Annotated in this window: 15 protein-coding genes and 1 pseudogene; 12 read left to right on the forward strand and 4 right to left on the reverse strand. The window is 56.9% G+C overall.

Annotated elements, in window-relative coordinates; genetic code table 11:
• Positions 1-2,021, forward strand: a 2,021-nt coding sequence (locus tag ACP5J3_RS05140; RefSeq protein WP_428494688.1) for a TRAP transporter permease, incomplete at its 5' end; no start/stop codon positions are given.
• Positions 2,018-3,210: pseudogene (locus ACP5J3_RS05145) on the forward strand (CaiB/BaiF CoA transferase family protein). The gene ACP5J3_RS05140 and the pseudogene ACP5J3_RS05145, both read left to right, overlap by 4 nt.
• A gap of 166 nt (positions 3,211-3,376) precedes the next feature.
• On the opposite strand, the gene ACP5J3_RS05150 reads toward ACP5J3_RS05145, so the two are convergent.
• The gene (locus tag ACP5J3_RS05150) at positions 3,377-3,988 is read right to left on the reverse strand and encodes a hypothetical protein (protein ID WP_428494689.1); all 612 of its coding nucleotides are present in this window, start codon (positions 3,986-3,988) and stop codon (positions 3,377-3,379) included.
• A 25-nt stretch (positions 3,989-4,013) separates the two neighbouring features.
• On the opposite strand from ACP5J3_RS05150, the gene ACP5J3_RS05155 reads away from it, so the two are divergent.
• Genes ACP5J3_RS05155 through ACP5J3_RS05170 form a run of 4 tightly spaced genes read left to right on the forward strand, consistent with a single transcriptional unit; the run spans position 4,014 to position 7,196 of the window.
• Positions 4,014-5,234 carry an acyl-CoA dehydrogenase family protein gene (locus tag ACP5J3_RS05155; RefSeq protein WP_428494690.1) on the forward strand — a complete coding sequence of 407 codons (1,221 nt, stop codon included), beginning with the start codon at positions 4,014-4,016 and terminating at the stop codon, positions 5,232-5,234.
• A 22-nt stretch (positions 5,235-5,256) separates the two neighbouring features.
• Positions 5,257-5,949 carry a phosphoribosyltransferase family protein gene (locus ACP5J3_RS05160; protein ID WP_428494691.1) on the forward strand — a complete coding sequence of 231 codons (693 nt, stop codon included), beginning with the start codon at positions 5,257-5,259 and terminating at the stop codon, positions 5,947-5,949.
• Between the two features lie 30 nt (positions 5,950-5,979).
• The gene (locus ACP5J3_RS05165; protein WP_428494692.1) at positions 5,980-6,396 is read left to right on the forward strand and encodes a CBS domain-containing protein; all 417 of its coding nucleotides are present in this window, start codon (positions 5,980-5,982) and stop codon (positions 6,394-6,396) included.
• A complete protein-coding gene (locus ACP5J3_RS05170) occupies positions 6,393-7,196 on the forward strand; it encodes a 7-cyano-7-deazaguanine synthase (protein WP_428494693.1) in 804 nt (267 codons plus the stop codon). The genes ACP5J3_RS05165 and ACP5J3_RS05170 overlap by 4 nt, the downstream gene beginning before the upstream one ends.
• A gap of 53 nt (positions 7,197-7,249) precedes the next feature.
• Here the strand turns inward: ACP5J3_RS05170 and ACP5J3_RS05175 are convergent, their stop codons facing one another.
• Together ACP5J3_RS05175 and ACP5J3_RS05180 are read right to left on the reverse strand one after the other, a co-directional pair.
• Positions 7,250-8,065, reverse strand: a complete 816-nt coding sequence (locus ACP5J3_RS05175) for a carbon-nitrogen hydrolase family protein (RefSeq protein WP_428494694.1) — start codon at positions 8,063-8,065, stop codon at positions 7,250-7,252.
• Between the two features lie 29 nt (positions 8,066-8,094).
• Entirely contained in the window at positions 8,095-8,901 is an 807-nt protein-coding gene (locus tag ACP5J3_RS05180; protein ID WP_428494695.1) for an MBL fold metallo-hydrolase, read from the reverse strand.
• Positions 8,902-8,993: 92 nt separating this feature from the next.
• Between ACP5J3_RS05180 and ACP5J3_RS05185 the strand changes: the two genes are divergently transcribed.
• Positions 8,994-9,629, forward strand: a complete 636-nt coding sequence (locus ACP5J3_RS05185) for a LysE family transporter (protein ID WP_428494696.1) — start codon at positions 8,994-8,996, stop codon at positions 9,627-9,629.
• Here ACP5J3_RS05185 and ACP5J3_RS05190 read toward each other — a convergent pair.
• Complete coding sequence (locus ACP5J3_RS05190) at positions 9,594-10,295, reverse strand: DUF72 domain-containing protein (protein ID WP_428494697.1); 702 nt, start codon at positions 10,293-10,295, stop codon at positions 9,594-9,596. The two genes, ACP5J3_RS05185 and ACP5J3_RS05190, sit on opposite strands and share 36 nt — an antisense overlap.
• A 76-nt stretch (positions 10,296-10,371) precedes the next feature.
• Here ACP5J3_RS05190 and ACP5J3_RS05195 point away from each other — a divergent pair, with 76 nt between their 5' ends.
• The 5 genes from ACP5J3_RS05195 (at position 10,372) to ACP5J3_RS05215 (ending at position 14,503) form a co-directional block, all read left to right on the forward strand.
• A complete protein-coding gene (locus tag ACP5J3_RS05195; RefSeq protein WP_428494698.1) occupies positions 10,372-10,893 on the forward strand; it encodes a hypothetical protein in 522 nt (173 codons plus the stop codon).
• Positions 10,894-11,079: 186 nt separating this feature from the next.
• Complete coding sequence (locus ACP5J3_RS05200; protein WP_428494699.1) at positions 11,080-12,624, forward strand: helix-turn-helix domain-containing protein; 1,545 nt, start codon at positions 11,080-11,082, stop codon at positions 12,622-12,624.
• Entirely contained in the window at positions 12,621-13,451 is an 831-nt protein-coding gene (locus tag ACP5J3_RS05205) for a DMT family transporter (protein ID WP_428494700.1), read from the forward strand. Before ACP5J3_RS05200 ends, ACP5J3_RS05205 begins: the two co-directional genes overlap by 4 nt.
• Before the next feature lie 11 nt (positions 13,452-13,462).
• The gene (locus ACP5J3_RS05210) at positions 13,463-13,726 is read left to right on the forward strand and encodes a hypothetical protein (RefSeq protein ID WP_428494701.1); all 264 of its coding nucleotides are present in this window, start codon (positions 13,463-13,465) and stop codon (positions 13,724-13,726) included.
• Positions 13,727-14,362: 636 nt separating this feature from the next.
• Entirely contained in the window at positions 14,363-14,503 is a 141-nt protein-coding gene (locus tag ACP5J3_RS05215) for a hypothetical protein (RefSeq protein ID WP_263242719.1), read from the forward strand.
• Positions 14,504-14,616: the final 113 nt, after the last annotated feature.

The raw sequence follows: 14,616 nt of genomic DNA on the forward strand, positions 1-14,616 counted from the left end.
CAGTTGCCTCTGTTTACCACCTCTACCTATTCTTCCACCCATACACTCCCCTAAGCTATGTAGCCAGGATACCAATTTTTGACCTCACTCAGATCGTTAGGGCAACACATGTGTGGTTTATAGTCACCGCTGGGTATCTCCACTCCTATGTATATCCGCCGCGGCCATCCCCATTTGCGGGGTATTTGATGTCGGTGTTTGCGTTGATACCGACGCTTTACCTAATACCGCATATTGGGCCTCTTGAGATATTATTCGTATTTCTCGCCTATATCATAGCCGTGGGGCCGCTGACTGCTAAGTACAAGAGGGAACTGGATTTGGTGGGGGCGGCTATGGCGTTCTTGCCGTATATATACCTAGTCGTGAATTACGAGCAGTTGATTTATAGGGCGGTCACGCCGGAGCCTTGGGATCTAGCAATGGGCTGGGGTCTCACTCTGTTGCTAATGGGCGTGGTTTACAGATTTGTGGGTGGCGTGTTGTCAATACTCGCGTTAATTTTCATGCTTTATAACATGTTTGGCTTCATATTTCCTCCGCCTTGGAAGATACCCGGCTTCGGCGTCGACTTCCTGATTGGCAAAACCTATATCGAGACTGAGGCCGCACTCTTTGGCACCGTCACCGACGTGTCGGTTTCTTACATAGTTTATTTTGCCATATTCGGCGCGTTGCTGTCCTCTCTGAAGCTCGGCGATAAGCTGGCTAGGGGGGTATTTGCGGTATTGGGCAGAAAGCCTCAGAGTGTTGGCCGCGCCGCGGCTATTATGGGCGTTGTGCAGGGCATGGTGTCTGGGTCAGGTGCGGCTGATGCAGCGTATGTAGGCAATGCCTTGAAAGACGCCTTTAGAAAAGCCGGCTATGACGACGTCACAGCCGCTGGGCTTGTGGCTAATGCTGGAACTGTGGCATTGATAACGCCGCCGATTCTTGGAGCTGTAGCCTTTGTAATGGCTGAGATACTAGCTATACCATACGCTTGGATTATGATAATGTCAGTACCGGTAGTTATACTCTACATAACTTCTATTCTGCTTTATAATGAGTATTACGTCGCAAAGGCTGGTCTGAGAGAGCTGGATATTGAAAAAGAGAGGTTGCTTGATTGGTTTAAAAACGATGGGTGGGCCGGCATTCTGCCTATCATTTCAGTTCTTGCCATATTGTTTCTAGGCTATACTATCACAGCTGCGGTGGTTATTTCTACAATTATATCAATTATTATAGCGTTTTTTACTAAGACGAGACCAAGTAGTAGCGCGATTATAGAGGGGCTGGCTAATGGATTTAAACTCCTTATCTCGGTTGGTAGCTCGATAGTCGTGGCCAACTTCATAATGTCTATGGTAGTCGTCTCTGGATTGGGGACTACTTTCTCAGTTTTTCTGATGAATCTCGCGAATTCTCTTTACGTCGCTCTGTTATTCGTAGCAGTGTTTTCTCTAATACTAGGCATGGGGGTTCCGCCGACCGCTACCTATATCACTGCCTCGCTACTGACCGCGCCTGCGATTATAAGATTCGCCACGGCCTCGGGTATGCCGGAGCAGGCTGCTGTGCTCGCTACCCACATGTTCCTGTTTTACTACGCTGTGTTAGCCGACATAACGCCCCCGGTGGGACTCTCAAACTTCGCGGCGGCCTCGGTCTTTGGGACCAATCCAATTGATGTTGGTATAAAAGCCGCCAAGGTGGCGCTTCCTAAGTACATAGTGGCGGCGCTGTTCCTAACAAGCTACGAGTCTACGGCGATTTTAATAATGCCTACTCTACTCACAGCCGGCGTACAGTTTACCTTAACTATGTTCACTATGAAGATGTTGTTAACGCTAGGTGCTATTTGGGCTTTTACAATTGCTAATGTTGGGTGGGTGGCTGGCAAGGGTATAGGGACTTTGTATAGATCGCTCGCGCTTTTCACCGGCGTTTTGTTAATCGCGCCCAGCTGGATGCTGAACGCCGTGGGCGCAGTAGCATTGGCAGTGTTTTACCTATTGGCTAGGTTTAAGTTACTATGAGCAGACCGCTTTTAGGTGTGAGGGTTTTGGATTTCACAGCTACGATGGCGGGTCCCTTCGCCACTATGCTTTTGGCAGATCTTGGCGCCGACGTGATTAAGATAGAGCCCCCGGAGGGGGATCACGCCAGAGACTGGGGGCCGCCCTCCTACGGGGAGAAGTACAGCGCGTATTTCGCAAGTGTTAACAGAGGTAAGAAGTCTGTTGTTCTAGACTTGAAGAGGAGCGAGGGAAGGGAGGTGGTATACCGCTTGGTAAAGACGGCGCGTGTAGTTGTGGAAAACTTCAGACCTGGCGTGGCTGAGAAGCTAGGTGTTGATTACAACACATTAAAGAGACACAACCCCAATATTGTCTACTGCTCTATCTCGGGGTTCGGAGAGGGGCCCTATAGGGAGCTACCGGCCTACGATCTAGTGGCTTTGGCTATGTCTGGCTTGATGGACTTAACAGGTGAGCCAGATGGCCCACCTGTAAAATTTGCCGTCCCTATTACCGACATAGCCGCGGGCTTCTACTGTGCCCTAGCGGTGACGGCGGCTGTCCTCAGCAACCTTCATGGTTTCATTGAGATTCCGCTGATAGAGGCCGCTGTTTCGTTTACTAACACACCAAGCCGGCTACTACTTCGCCAGTGGGGAGGTGCCAAGGCGCATGGGAAGTGCTCACCCCACCATAGTGCCGTATCAAGCCTTTAAGGCAAAAGATGGGTACTTCATACTCGCTGTTGGTAGTGACCATATATGGCGGCGGTTTTGCGATGCAATAGGCAGGCCCGATCTCGCCGAGGACCCGCGCTTCAAGACAAATACGGACAGGGTAAAAAAATAGGGAGTTGCTAGTGAAAATACTAGAGCAGTTATTTGCAGATAGGGAGGTTAGTTACTGGGTTAAGTTATTATGGAGTAGCGGGGTCCCAGCGGCTCCGGTGTACAACCTCGCACAAGTTTTTTCAGATCCCCATATACTTTATAGGGGGGTTTTAATAGAGCGGCGGGGTCCTCACGGCGTAGTAAAGATGTTGAGATCGCCGATAAATACCCACTCCATGGAGGTAGGCAACTACACACCTCCGCCGGCCTTGGGCCAGCACACAGAAGAAGTACTAAGAGAGTTGGGGTACACCGACGACGACATAAAGACGCTCGCCGAAAAAGGCGCCATAGCTACGCACAAGCCGCCGCCATAGTTATCCTGATAAACCTCTTCAGACTCGACACTTCTAGCTCCGTCTACTTTTTAAAGATCCTGTGCGCAGACCCGTAGCTCATACATTGATTTGGTGCGTTAGGTAGCGGGCGACAGTAGGAAAGATCTACAGAAGCCACCGTTGCTATCTTTCGCGGCTTCGACGTTCATGAGGTCTGGCTTTCTCTCTGGTGCGCAATGACGCAATCCGCGTCTAATAGTGGCGTTAGGGGGGCCTCCGCCACTCCCTCGCCTATGGCCCAGGTGGCTGTGTGTAGGGCGGCTCTGGAGGTGGGACCTAGGGGGAGGGGGGTGTCTATGGGCTGTGGGTCGTGGGTGTAGTCCGCCTGGGGGCAGTCCCCCCCGTATCTCGACGCTATTAGGGTGAGGTCTGGGGCGTGTTCTCTCGCTCTTTTGGCCAGGGCGCGCGCCAGGGGCTTGTCTGCGCAGGGTATTACCAGCGCGTCTGCCGAGGGGGTCTGTGCCATTATTCTGTCGGCTAGGTGGTTGTAGTACGCCTCCTCCAGCACCTTGTCTATGTCGGCGCCTGTTGGGGATTGTCTGCAGTGCCAGTTGCATGCGATTTCGATGATTCTCGCCGCGTGGGGATTGCTGTGTCTGAACTCTGTTATTCCCATCTCCGCCAGCCTCTTGGCTACGTATGGCGCGACGTGTTGTATGTAGTGGAGTGTGGGGGTTGTATATAGTGCTATGGTGGGTATTTTCCGGCCTTTGTAGTAGATGGCGAAGCTGTCTTGGTACAGCTGGTAGGTTATCATTTAAATAGAGTATGTAGTGGAATATATGGACTTCGGCTTGTCGAGAGAGGACAAGCTTTTTCTAGAGTCGGTTAGGGCTTTTGCGGAGAGGGTTATTGCCCCCCGGTGGGTTGAGATTGACGAGAGGAGGTGGCCTATTGAGGAGGTGGCGGCGAGGCTTGGGGAGGCGGGCCTGCTGTGCATCCCTCTGAGTTCTAAATACGGGGGGCAGGACGGCACGTTTCTACAAGCCGCCTTGGCGGCTGAGGAGCTGGCTTACGCGGATCCTTCCCTCGCCACCGCTGTCTACATGTTGCTGGAGACGGCGTGGCCTTACGTGGTTCAGCGCTATGGTAGGGAGGAGGTGAAGGGCGAGGTTCTGCCGGAGGTGGCCAGGGGCCGCGCGTTTATCGGCATAGGCTCCACGGAGCCGCAGGGGGGTAGCGACGTGGCTTCTGTGCAGACGAAGGCGGTTAGGGAGGATGGCGGCGTCTGGAGGCTCTACGGGGAGAAGAACATGGTTACTGGGGTGACCACAATCCTAAACCTGCCGTACGGCGGGGGCGTGGTGGCTATTACGCGGACGGGCAGGCCCGAGGACAGGCACAGGGGGATAACTGTGTTCCTCGCCATGTTGAAGAGGAGGGGGAGGGTGAGCCCGGGCTTCAGCCATAGGGACTGGGAGGAGGTGGGGCGGCACGGCCTGCCCACTGGCTACCTCATGTTGGAGGGGTTGCCGGTGGAGGAGGTTTTTATGCTGGGTGAGTTGAATGGGGGGTTTAAGGTGGCGATGGAGGGCTTCAACCTGGCCAGAACCATCATAGGGGCCGCCTCCATCGGGGCGGCGAGGTGGCTTATGGACCGGGCGCTGGAGTGGATTAAGCAGAGAGTTGTCTTCGGGAAGCCCATCGCCTCCTACCAGGCGGTGTCGTTTAAATTCGCCGAGTTGTACGCGAGGCTGGAGGCGGCTAGGCTCGCGGTTTATAAAGCGGCGTGGGTGGCGGATAGGCACTACGGCGGGGACCCCGCCTTCTCGGTTCAGGAGGTCGCCACTGCGGGGGCCTCGGCTAAGTATCTTGCGGTCAGCCTGGCGGTGGAGGTGGGGCTGGAGGTTATGAAGTGGTTCGGCGGCGCCTCTTATTTCAAGGAGACGAACGTGGCGAGGTCCCTCCTCGGGGTGCTGTCCTACTACGTGGGGGCGGAAGGTGCTGAAAATATCCTTAAGCTAATCATCGCGAGGAGTGTGGTAGGCAGGGAATTTGTTTAATTTCTCCCAGTGTTTCGTATGCGTGAAGCGGATCGAGGGGGTGAGGACACAGCTGGACGCCGTTGGCTACTTGAAGTCCGTCAAGGGCCTGCTGGGGGTGACCTACAGGGAGCTGTCCGCCGTGCTGGACATACCCGAGAGCGTCTTATCCCGCTACGTCACTGGCGACATGCTTCCCTCTGTGGAGACTGCGGGGGAGATTTTGGCGAAGTTGAGGGAGAGGTATCCAATAACTGAGGTGGTTAAGGCGAAGTTCCGGATGTACGATACTTATGTCGACATGTCTTTTGTAAACACGCCGGACTTCTGGCGCCTCTACGAGATATACCTCACGTGGAGGTTTCCGGATGTGGAGGTGGACGTGGTGCTCACGGCGGCGGCAGACGGCATACCCCTCGCCGTGGCGGCGGCGTCGAGGTTTGAGGCGTCGCTTGTGGTGGCTAAGACGTATAGGGAGCCGGGGGTGGAGAACTACGAATACACATACCTCAGGGAGGGCAGGCCTGTGACTCTCTACGTGCCCGCCGCCCAGCTGAGGCGCGGCGACGCGGTATTTATCGTTGACGACATCGCGCGTACTGGCAAGACGCTGAGAGCTCTGGCGGGCCTCGCCGCCAAGGCCGGGGCACGCGTCGTGGGGGCCTCTGTATTGGTGGCGAGGAGCGGGCTGAATATAGATCTGGGGTTTCCCGTCGATGTGCTTTACACGTATTAAAGTATATAAACAAAGGGATAAGCTACGTATATGTTGGTAGTCAGAGATCTTCTAAAGAGGTCTCCCATCTCTCTTCCGGAGACGGCCACGATTAGGGAGGTCGCTGTAGTACTCGCAAAGAATAGGGTGGGCCTGGCCGTGCTTACAGCTAGGGACAATCCTAAAAAGCCTGTGGCGGTGGTCTCCGAGCGAGATGTCTTGAGGGCCGTGGCTCAGAGGCTAGATCTCGACGGCCCCGCCTCGTCGATAGCCAACCCGCCAATTACGGTGCTGGACACGGATCCAGTCCGCGTCGCCGCTGAGAAGATGAGGCAACACAACATTAGACATGTCGTGGTGGTGGATAGAAACGGCGAGCTTGTAGGCGTCTTGTCAATACGCGATCTCTGTTTTGAAAGGGCAATTCTTATCGAGCTGGCCGCCGCCGAGGCGCCCGCGACGCCGTGATTATTGAAAAGCCTTGTAAAGCCGTCGCGGTGGTCTCAGGCGGGCCTGACAGCACCTGCTACACGGCGCTGTGGCTGAGGAGGGGTTGCGACGTCCACGCCCTCTCCTTCCTCTACGGCCAGAAGGCCGTTGTCGAGGTTGAGAGGGCGCAGGTCCTCCTCCGGAGGCTCGACGAGGTGGCGGCGGGGAGGGGCTGGGGCCGCGTGGTGGAGCACAGAGTGGTAGACCTCTCATCGCTGAGGGAGCTCTGGCGCGGCACTCAGCTTACAGACGCCGCGGTGAACGTGGAGGCGAGCTACACCCCAACGGTCGTGGTGCCCATCAGGAACGTGGTGATGGCCGCCGTGGCCACGGCCTACGCCTACACCGTGGGGAGGGGGGTGAAGACCTATGTAATACTGGGCTCCCACTACGACGACGTGAGGCCTCGAGAGGATACATGGGAGCCTCTGTACCCCGACTGCTCGCCCGAATGTGTAGAGGCTCTGCAGGCAGCCCTGCGCATCTGCCACTTCCGCGCCGAGCGTACCGTAGAGGTGTGGACGCCTTCTAGAGAGGGGCTCAGGAAGTCGCAACTGCTTAAGATGTGCTACGACGAGGTCGGCGACTTGGTGTACGAGACTTGGTCGTGCTACAAATCTGGCGAGGCCCACTGCGGAGAGTGCGAGAGCTGTAGGAATAGACACGCCGCGTTTCTAGAGGCGGGGATCCCTGACTGCACCACATACGCCAAGCCCCCCGGCCAGGGTTTCGAGAGGCGGGGGCAGTTCTATATCCATATAAGCTGTAAACGGCGGTGATGAGCTCTTCGCTGCCATGAGCGGTGACAATTCCGGCGGAGCTGATCAGCTAATCAAGCCGTCGCCACCTGTCGGCCGTTCCCATGTTCATCACAGCCGCAGGTCCTCTTGTAGAGGTGGGGCTTCCTGAGATTTAAAACTGGCACCGTCCTCCTCGCCTCCTCCACCAGGCTGGGGTCGACCTCCACTACTCTAAACCTCTCGCCTACTCCCAGCTCCGCCTCCACCACGCCGAAGGGGTTGACCACCAGCGAACGGCCGGTGAAGCGCTGGCTGTACGACGCGGCCACCGCCACGTATACGCCGTTCTCGACGGCTCGGGCCCGTGCCAGGATGTGGAGGGTCTCCTCCTTCAGCGGTCCCGAGTACCATGCGGCGGGGACAGCCACCAGCTGGGCGCCCCCCAGGGCCAGCTCTCTAAACACCTCGGGGAACCTCAGCTCGAAGCACACGGCGAAGCCCACCTTTACCCCCCTCACGTCGTATATCTGAGAAAGCTCGGCGCCCGGCTCCACCACGTCGGACTCCCTGTAGCCGTATGCGTCGAAGAGGTGGGTTTTTCTATAGAGGCCGACGACCCCGCCGCCTGGCTCCACGAGCACGGTGGTGTTGTACACCCTAGGCCGCGGCCCCCTTTCGAGAAACGCGCCCGCCACGTAGGCCCCGGTCTCCGCGGCGATTTTAGCCAGCCCCTCGGCGAATTTATCCAGCGCCGAGGCGTTGCTCCACACCTCCTCCGGCCCCATCCCCGTGGGGTCGAAGAGGGAGTACTCCGGCAAGATGATTAGGTCAGCCCTGGCCCCAGCCACCATGTCCACAACCTTCTCCACAGGCCCCGGCGCCCTCTGCACAATCCCAAGCCTAAACATGTTGGTTTGAGAAAGGCCTTTTTTAAAAGCTATAGATCCAGCACCAGGCCGGCCCCGCCCTGCCTCGCGACGCCGGGTAGCGCCGCTTGGAGCGCGGCGATGCCGGAAATGCCGGTGCAGTGTGTGCCCACCACTAGGCCTGGGCTCCTCTTCTTTAGGTACTCCGCGACTTCGCGAATTCTGGCTTCCGGAAGGCCCATGAAGTGGAGACCGCCGATTATGGCATAGAGCCTCTCCGCCCCGGTCACCTCCAGGCCGTACTCCACTATGTTCTCAACCCCCGCGTGGCCGCAGCCGGTCAACGCGACCAGCCCGCGGGGGTGCTTAACGTAGAGAGCCATGTCGTCCGGGACGGGGTCCGCCACGGCGCCGGTGTGGCTCGGCCCCCAGCGCCTCGGAATCTCGCCCGAGGCCCACACCCCCTCCGCCACTTTATACGGTCCCTTTACCAGGATGAGCTTTGCCCCCCTCGACTCTAGAAAGTCTTTTGTAAAGTCGACGCCTATCTCCACCTCCCCCATGTCGTCCTTGGCGTAGGCCTTCGCGAAGAGGTTTTCATGTGCTATGATGGTGAGGGGCCTGCTCCTGGCATTGAGCAGGGCTTTTAGCCCGCCCGTGTGGTCTATATGGCGGTGGCTAAACACCAGTATCTCCGGCTCGTCTGGCCCGATCCCGAGAGCCTGCATATTGTTGAGAAGAGCCTTGCCGGAGAGGCCGGTGTCGTACAGAATTCTGTAGTCGTAGAGATACGCCGCGAAGCCCCACTCGGCCAACAGCCTAAGCCTGAGGGTGGTGGGGTTTGTTAAGTAGTTATCTACTAATACCGCAACCCGCATAAGATATGCTCCGATTGCTCTATTTAAACATATACCACGACTGCTCTATTGAAACCGTAGCGAAAGATATAATAGCAATATATCTAGTGGTCATGGACGCGCTTCCCCTGGTCATCTCGGTTATGGCCATCACCCCCTCGGGGGCCTTTTCCCCCGGCCCCCTAACCGCCTCGGCTGTGGCCCTGGGCTCCGCGAGGGGGTGGAGGGCGGGGCTGTTGATTGCCCTGGGCCACATGGCTTTTGAACTGCCCTACGTAGCCGCGTTGGCCTACATCCTAAAGCAGATAGACGTGGGGGGCTACAAAATCCCCATGGCGCTGGCCGCCGTCTTCTTCATAGCCTACTTCTCATACCTCCTGCTGAGAGACGCCTGGGCCATAGCGAGGGGGGTCCCGCCGTCGTTGCCGGCCTCTCGGTTTGCGAACCCCCTCGTCGCCGGCTTCGCGCTGACCGCCCTAAACCCCTACTTCCTAATCTGGTGGGTCACCGTGGCTCTGCCCGTAGTCGCCGCCCTCTCGGCACAGCCCCTCCACGTCTTTGCGGTTGTATACGCCGCGCACGTCTGGATGGACTACTTCTGGCTGACCCTAATGGCCTCCCTAGGCCGCGCCGCGGCCCGCCTGCTCTCCGCCAGGCTATACGCCGTGTTTCTCGCGGCGCTGGCGGCGCTCCTTATGTACTTCGGCGCGGAGCTAATAGCGGGCGTACTCGCCCCGCAGAAGAGCTAACATAGACCTCGCGTTTTCAAGCATGGCGTGGTTGTTGTTGAAAAAGACGTAGACCCTGCGGGGGCGGAGGGCGGCCACCCTCTCCGCGACCTCCCTAAGCTCCTCAGCCTCGTAGTAGTGGGAGTACCAGAAAGTCCTCCCGTGCATCCTCAGATACACGACGCCGCCTGTGGACACGACCCACGACGCGTCGGGCGAATCCACAGACACCAAGGTGACGCCGATTCGCTCAGCCCACTCCACCACGTCCTCCACAAACCAAGAGGGGTGCCTAAACTCGAAGGCGGCCCTCCCGTCCAGGAGGGCGGCCACCCTCTCCACCCTGGACATGTTGACGCCGCTTCTCCGGAACGCGGGCGGCATCTGGAATAGGTAGAAATCCACCAGCCCCTCCATGGGCTCGAACAGCGCGAGAAACCGCCTTAGGAGCTCCATCGACCTCTCTGAGAGCTTGCCGAAGTGGGTAACGCCTCGGAACACCTTCACAGACCACCTCAACCCGCGCCCCACCTCCGCCCAGCCCCTCACCTGCCCCGCCGTCGGCATCCTGTAGAAGCTGGCGTTGAGCTCCACCGCGTTGAGGCCCGAGTTCTCCACATACCACCTCAGCGACCTCCCCAAATTCCACGAATACAGCCAGCCGGAGGTCCCCACGTAAACCTCCACACAACGCCCAGCCCCCGGCCTTAAAAAACTCACCAAAAGTGAGTCCACTTTATAAACCGCGGCACAACCCACACCCATGAAGGCGCGAACAGCGGCGCTGGCGGTGGCCGCGGCGCTCATAATTGCCGCGGCCGCGCTGGCCTACGCCCAAAACACGGCCAACACGGCACAGGGAGCCGCGGAAAAAGCCTCCACGGCTAAGCACTGGTGGCACGGAGCCAAGGGCGGCTGGATAGCCGCCGGCCGTTGCGGAGGGAGGGGGGCCAACGCCATCCTCTACGCGACCAGTAGAAAGCTCACCATTACCGGAGACGGCATAAACGTCAGCCTAAACATAGACGTGGTAAACGCCAACGCCACGTCGCCCTACGGCAGGGTTGTATACGGCACAGGCACCGTCCAGCTAGGCGGCAACACATACACGGCTAAGAGCGTGTACGGCGCCGTCGGCCCCCGCGGAGCCCACCTAACCATCTACACCGGCAACGCCTTGATATCCCTCCACTACTACAACGGGCGGTACCGCGCCGTGGTCAAGACACTAGGCCAGCCCGGCTACGCTACATACAACGGCACAGCCACGCTCCAAATATCCTAAAAACCCGGTTTTTTCCTCCCCTCCACACTTTTAATCTTTCTTCTGCATCTCAGCTAACACCTTATTAGGTCACTTCAATATTAGACGGTGTGTAGCTACATCGTGACATCTAAGTTATCAAAACTCAAATGCATCGAGGCTGTATCCGAGATTAGAATGTTTTTAAGTTCGTAATTTCGAACCGGCGTGGATAATTCGCTGGGGAGAAGGATTTCTGAATTGAGAGAGAGGAGGGGGCTGAGCATTACTCAATTGGCGAAGCTGGCCGGCGTGTCGAAGTCTACTCTGTGGGATATTGAAAACGGCAAAATTATGCCAACCATAACCACTTTGTGGAGCATCGCCAACGCGTTGGGGGTCACCTTTGGCGAACTGGCGCCCTACGATATTGTAATCAAAGACGGCGGCATCGAGGTTCGTCTTATAGAACGTGGACACGGCCGGGAGGTGTATCTAATGAAGCTAAGCCGCGGCGGCTACAGGAGGGCCGCGCCCCACGGGAGCAATCCCCTAGAGGAGGTGTATGTGGTGGATGGGGCGATGGTTGCGGGATGTGTGGAGAGTCCCCAGTTCATATGGCGGGGGAAGAGAGCAGTTTTCAATGGAGGCCTAGAACATATATACCTGGGGGTGGCCGGCGAAACGGTCGCCCTTGTCATAATGAGATACGGCGAGAGGTTTGAGGAATCCTCACCGCCCGCGAGGCGCGCCGCTCCACACTTCCCGCGTTATAGAGATCTCATAGATGACGTAGTCAGCAACGAGCTACTCTCTGACTTAGTGAGAGCAGTCAACACCCGGCATCGGCCGGAGCGCGAAAGTCTAGCTGGCGATATATTAACCGCAGAGTTAGAGACGCTGTCGGGGAGGCTTGCGGTGCCCCGGGTGGTGGTTGACAACTTTAAAAAAGTCAAAGAGGCCGGGATCGAAAGGGGGAGCTCGACGTTTGAGTCCAATATCGATGCAGTTCGGTATTTCATATATGAGCCTCTGCACCCGGGCTACGCCGAGCAGGCGGTGTACGTGGCCTACGAGCTGTACCGCCGCGGCGTAGATGAGGTAGTCAGCGTGGGGTGCGGCCCCGGGATACACGAGGCGGCGCTCAGGGAAATACTCGGAATTGAAATCTTATGTATAGAGCCCGCCGCCGTGTTTAGGGCTCTCTCCGGGTATAAAACGGTGGACGAAATACCCAGCGGGGCCAGCGCCGTTATTTCATTCGGCGCCTCTCACCACATACCAAATTTCCTTAGAGAAGTAGGTAGCCGCCTAAGAGAGGGGGGCATTCTAATAGTATCCGACGAGTTTATCGGAGAGCACCACGACGAGAGGAGTAGAGCGCTGAGCCTCATACAGCACCACCTCACCTACCTCCTAGACATACCTATTAAGTGTTGCCGCGAAGCTCTCGAATCCGCCTACTTCTACGCGTCAAGGGGTCGGCTAAGGCCAGCGCTTGCATTTACAGCTAAGGCGTATGTAGAAGTATATGAAAAAATCGGAGATCTGAGCATCGGCGTAGAAGAGGCGTTTCTCAACTTCTTCTACCTTGAACTCTCGTCGCTTTTACTAGGCGTCGCCAACATAGAGGAGGGGAAGACCTCAGTAGCGAGGTTTATAGATGAGGCGGCAGAGCACGGGCTGAGGTTGTTGAGCCACTATAAGGTCTACTCCACGGGGCCTGGGAAGTGGGGGAGCGGCACCCACGTCCTTGTCTTCAAGAAGGTATGAAGCTGGGGGTTCTTGAGATGGTTGTGGTAACCGCCCTGTGGGGGAGCGTCCCCGTAGTGGCTATATACTCGGGACTGCCCGCGCCTGTCTTCGTCTTCTTTAGAGTATCTATAGCCGCGTGTGTTCTCTGGCTCCTGCTAAAGACGCGGCTCGTTTTAGATCTCCACGTGGCGTTGTCCGGCGTCTTCCTAGCTCTCAACTGGATTCTGCTGTTCTACGCGGTGAGGCTGGTAACCGTGTCGGAGGCGGTTCTGCTCTACTACACAGGACCTATCTTCGCGATGCTAGCCGCGCACCTCTTAGGCATGAGGCTAACGCCTACTAAGGCGCTGGCCGCCGCGCTGGCCTTTACAGGCGTCGCCCTCACAGTCGCCCCCAGCTTCAGCCACGCCGGCGCGGGGGCGGCCGTCGCCTTGGCGAGCGGCGCCGCCTACGGCGGGCTGATCGTCACAAATAAATACGCCTCCGCCAAGACTAGGCCCCTAGATCTGGTATTCAACCAGGCGGTATACGCCTCTGTCATCACATCGCCGTTCCTCGTAATTACACACGTAGACATAACCCCCACGGCGCTGGCCGCGATCCTATTTGCGTCAATCGTAAATACCTTGCTGGCGCTGGCCCTCTGGTACGATGCCTTGAAAAAACTGGATATACACCTAGCCGCAGTGCTGAGCTACCTAGATCCGGTATTCGCCACAGTATTCGGATACATATTCCTCGGCCAGACGCCGCCCCCCAGCGCGTTGCTAGGAGGCACCTTGATAATCACGGCCGGCGCCATTTCAACAATCGAAGGGAGGCGGCGTCTCATTCAGCGAACGTAATTTTTTATTAGGTGAAGAGGGTAGAAAGTGTAGAGTCTATCAAGGTGAGGAGCGGCACGAAGCGCCGACTCATCCAGTTCAGAGCCAAGCTGGAGGCCAGGCTGGGGCGCAGGGTGTCGCTAGACGAGGCCATCAGCTACCTCCTAGACAGCGCCGAGAGCCCCGACGTCGAGGAGCTGGCCGCGGCTGTGGCTGAGGTGAGGCGCCTGGTGAAGCATGGCGAACTCACCGCCGAGCTGAGGCGGAGCAGATCCCAGGATGAGGCTGGCAGTTGACACTTCTGTATTTTTCCAACGTATGCGCTAACATTTGGTCGCTCTCTACAGCTCCAACTAAGCCAGATGGACCTGACCTATCGCGGCTCATGTTTATTAGCTTCAGTCCATATATTGGCATTACATATTCTCTGAGTCAATGGGACGTCTATTTTTCGATGTCGAACACATTAGCCGTCCGCCTGGTGAGGTAGTATACCTCCTTAGTCTCGCCTCCCCTCTCCACCCTAGTCCACTTGAGTAGGCCAAGTCACTGGGCTGCCTTCAGCATAGAAACCCCCTCCAAATGACTTGTGGAGGTCTCTCTACGAAACCTCCCCACCAAAGTCACGGCGATTTTCACGATATACAACACTTCACCCAACTCTACAGGAGGTATTGACGTCGCTAGTTGAGTTTTCGCGCAGTAGCTGGTTTTTAAGAGGTGTATACTGTGTGGATGTAGATGTAAGCCATGGATCAGACATCTCCGCTATGGCTTGTACGAGAAAATCTTCCCTCCAGAAACATGACGACTTAGATAATCTGCATGATTGGAAAATGTATATAGTAACCAAAGCCGATGCTCTGCATGAATCGATATTGTTAGGCGGAGGTTTCTGGAAATTTTCTCGCCGTGGATACATGCGCATGGCCATGGAATCAGTAGCTGTGGCTGAGCCGCAGAGCGCTAGCAATATCTCAATTTTGCCGTTTCTCTGCCTACAGCTGGGGTTTACCAAGTCTGCATTTATGGACGCCACGTTGGACAAGACTTATGCGGAGTTTGTAGGCTAAATGGCGCCACCAGCCACAGACATCGCAAAAGCAAGGGAGGCTCCGGCGAGGCCGGTGAGGGTGAGGAGGGAGGTGGTGGAGGAGTGGCTGAGACGGGGAGAGCCGCTGCTAGG

Origin of the sequence: Pyrobaculum sp., from assembly GCF_049971835.1 — an archaeon.
GTDB lineage: Archaea > Thermoproteota > Thermoprotei > Thermoproteales > Thermoproteaceae > Pyrobaculum.

What these genes read in the sequence shown, in the direction of transcription:
- ACP5J3_RS05205 (WP_428494700.1), top strand. Translation starts at nt 12,621, where the DNA reads ATGAAGCTGGGGGTTCTTGAGATGGTTGTGGTAACCGCCCTGTGGGGG.
- ACP5J3_RS05215 (WP_263242719.1), top strand. Translation starts at nt 14,363, where the DNA reads ATGGAATCAGTAGCTGTGGCTGAGCCGCAGAGCGCTAGCAATATCTCA.
- ACP5J3_RS05185 (WP_428494696.1), top strand. Translation starts at nt 8,994, where the DNA reads ATGGACGCGCTTCCCCTGGTCATCTCGGTTATGGCCATCACCCCCTCG.
- ACP5J3_RS05155 (WP_428494690.1), top strand. Translation starts at nt 4,014, where the DNA reads ATGGACTTCGGCTTGTCGAGAGAGGACAAGCTTTTTCTAGAGTCGGTT.
- ACP5J3_RS05195 (WP_428494698.1), top strand. Translation starts at nt 10,372, where the DNA reads ATGAAGGCGCGAACAGCGGCGCTGGCGGTGGCCGCGGCGCTCATAATT.
- ACP5J3_RS05175 (WP_428494694.1), bottom strand. Translation starts at nt 8,065, where the DNA reads ATGTTTAGGCTTGGGATTGTGCAGAGGGCGCCGGGGCCTGTGGAGAAG.
- ACP5J3_RS05180 (WP_428494695.1), bottom strand. Translation starts at nt 8,901, where the DNA reads ATGCGGGTTGCGGTATTAGTAGATAACTACTTAACAAACCCCACCACC.
- ACP5J3_RS05150 (WP_428494689.1), bottom strand. Translation starts at nt 3,988, where the DNA reads ATGATAACCTACCAGCTGTACCAAGACAGCTTCGCCATCTACTACAAA.
- ACP5J3_RS05165 (WP_428494692.1), top strand. Translation starts at nt 5,980, where the DNA reads ATGTTGGTAGTCAGAGATCTTCTAAAGAGGTCTCCCATCTCTCTTCCG.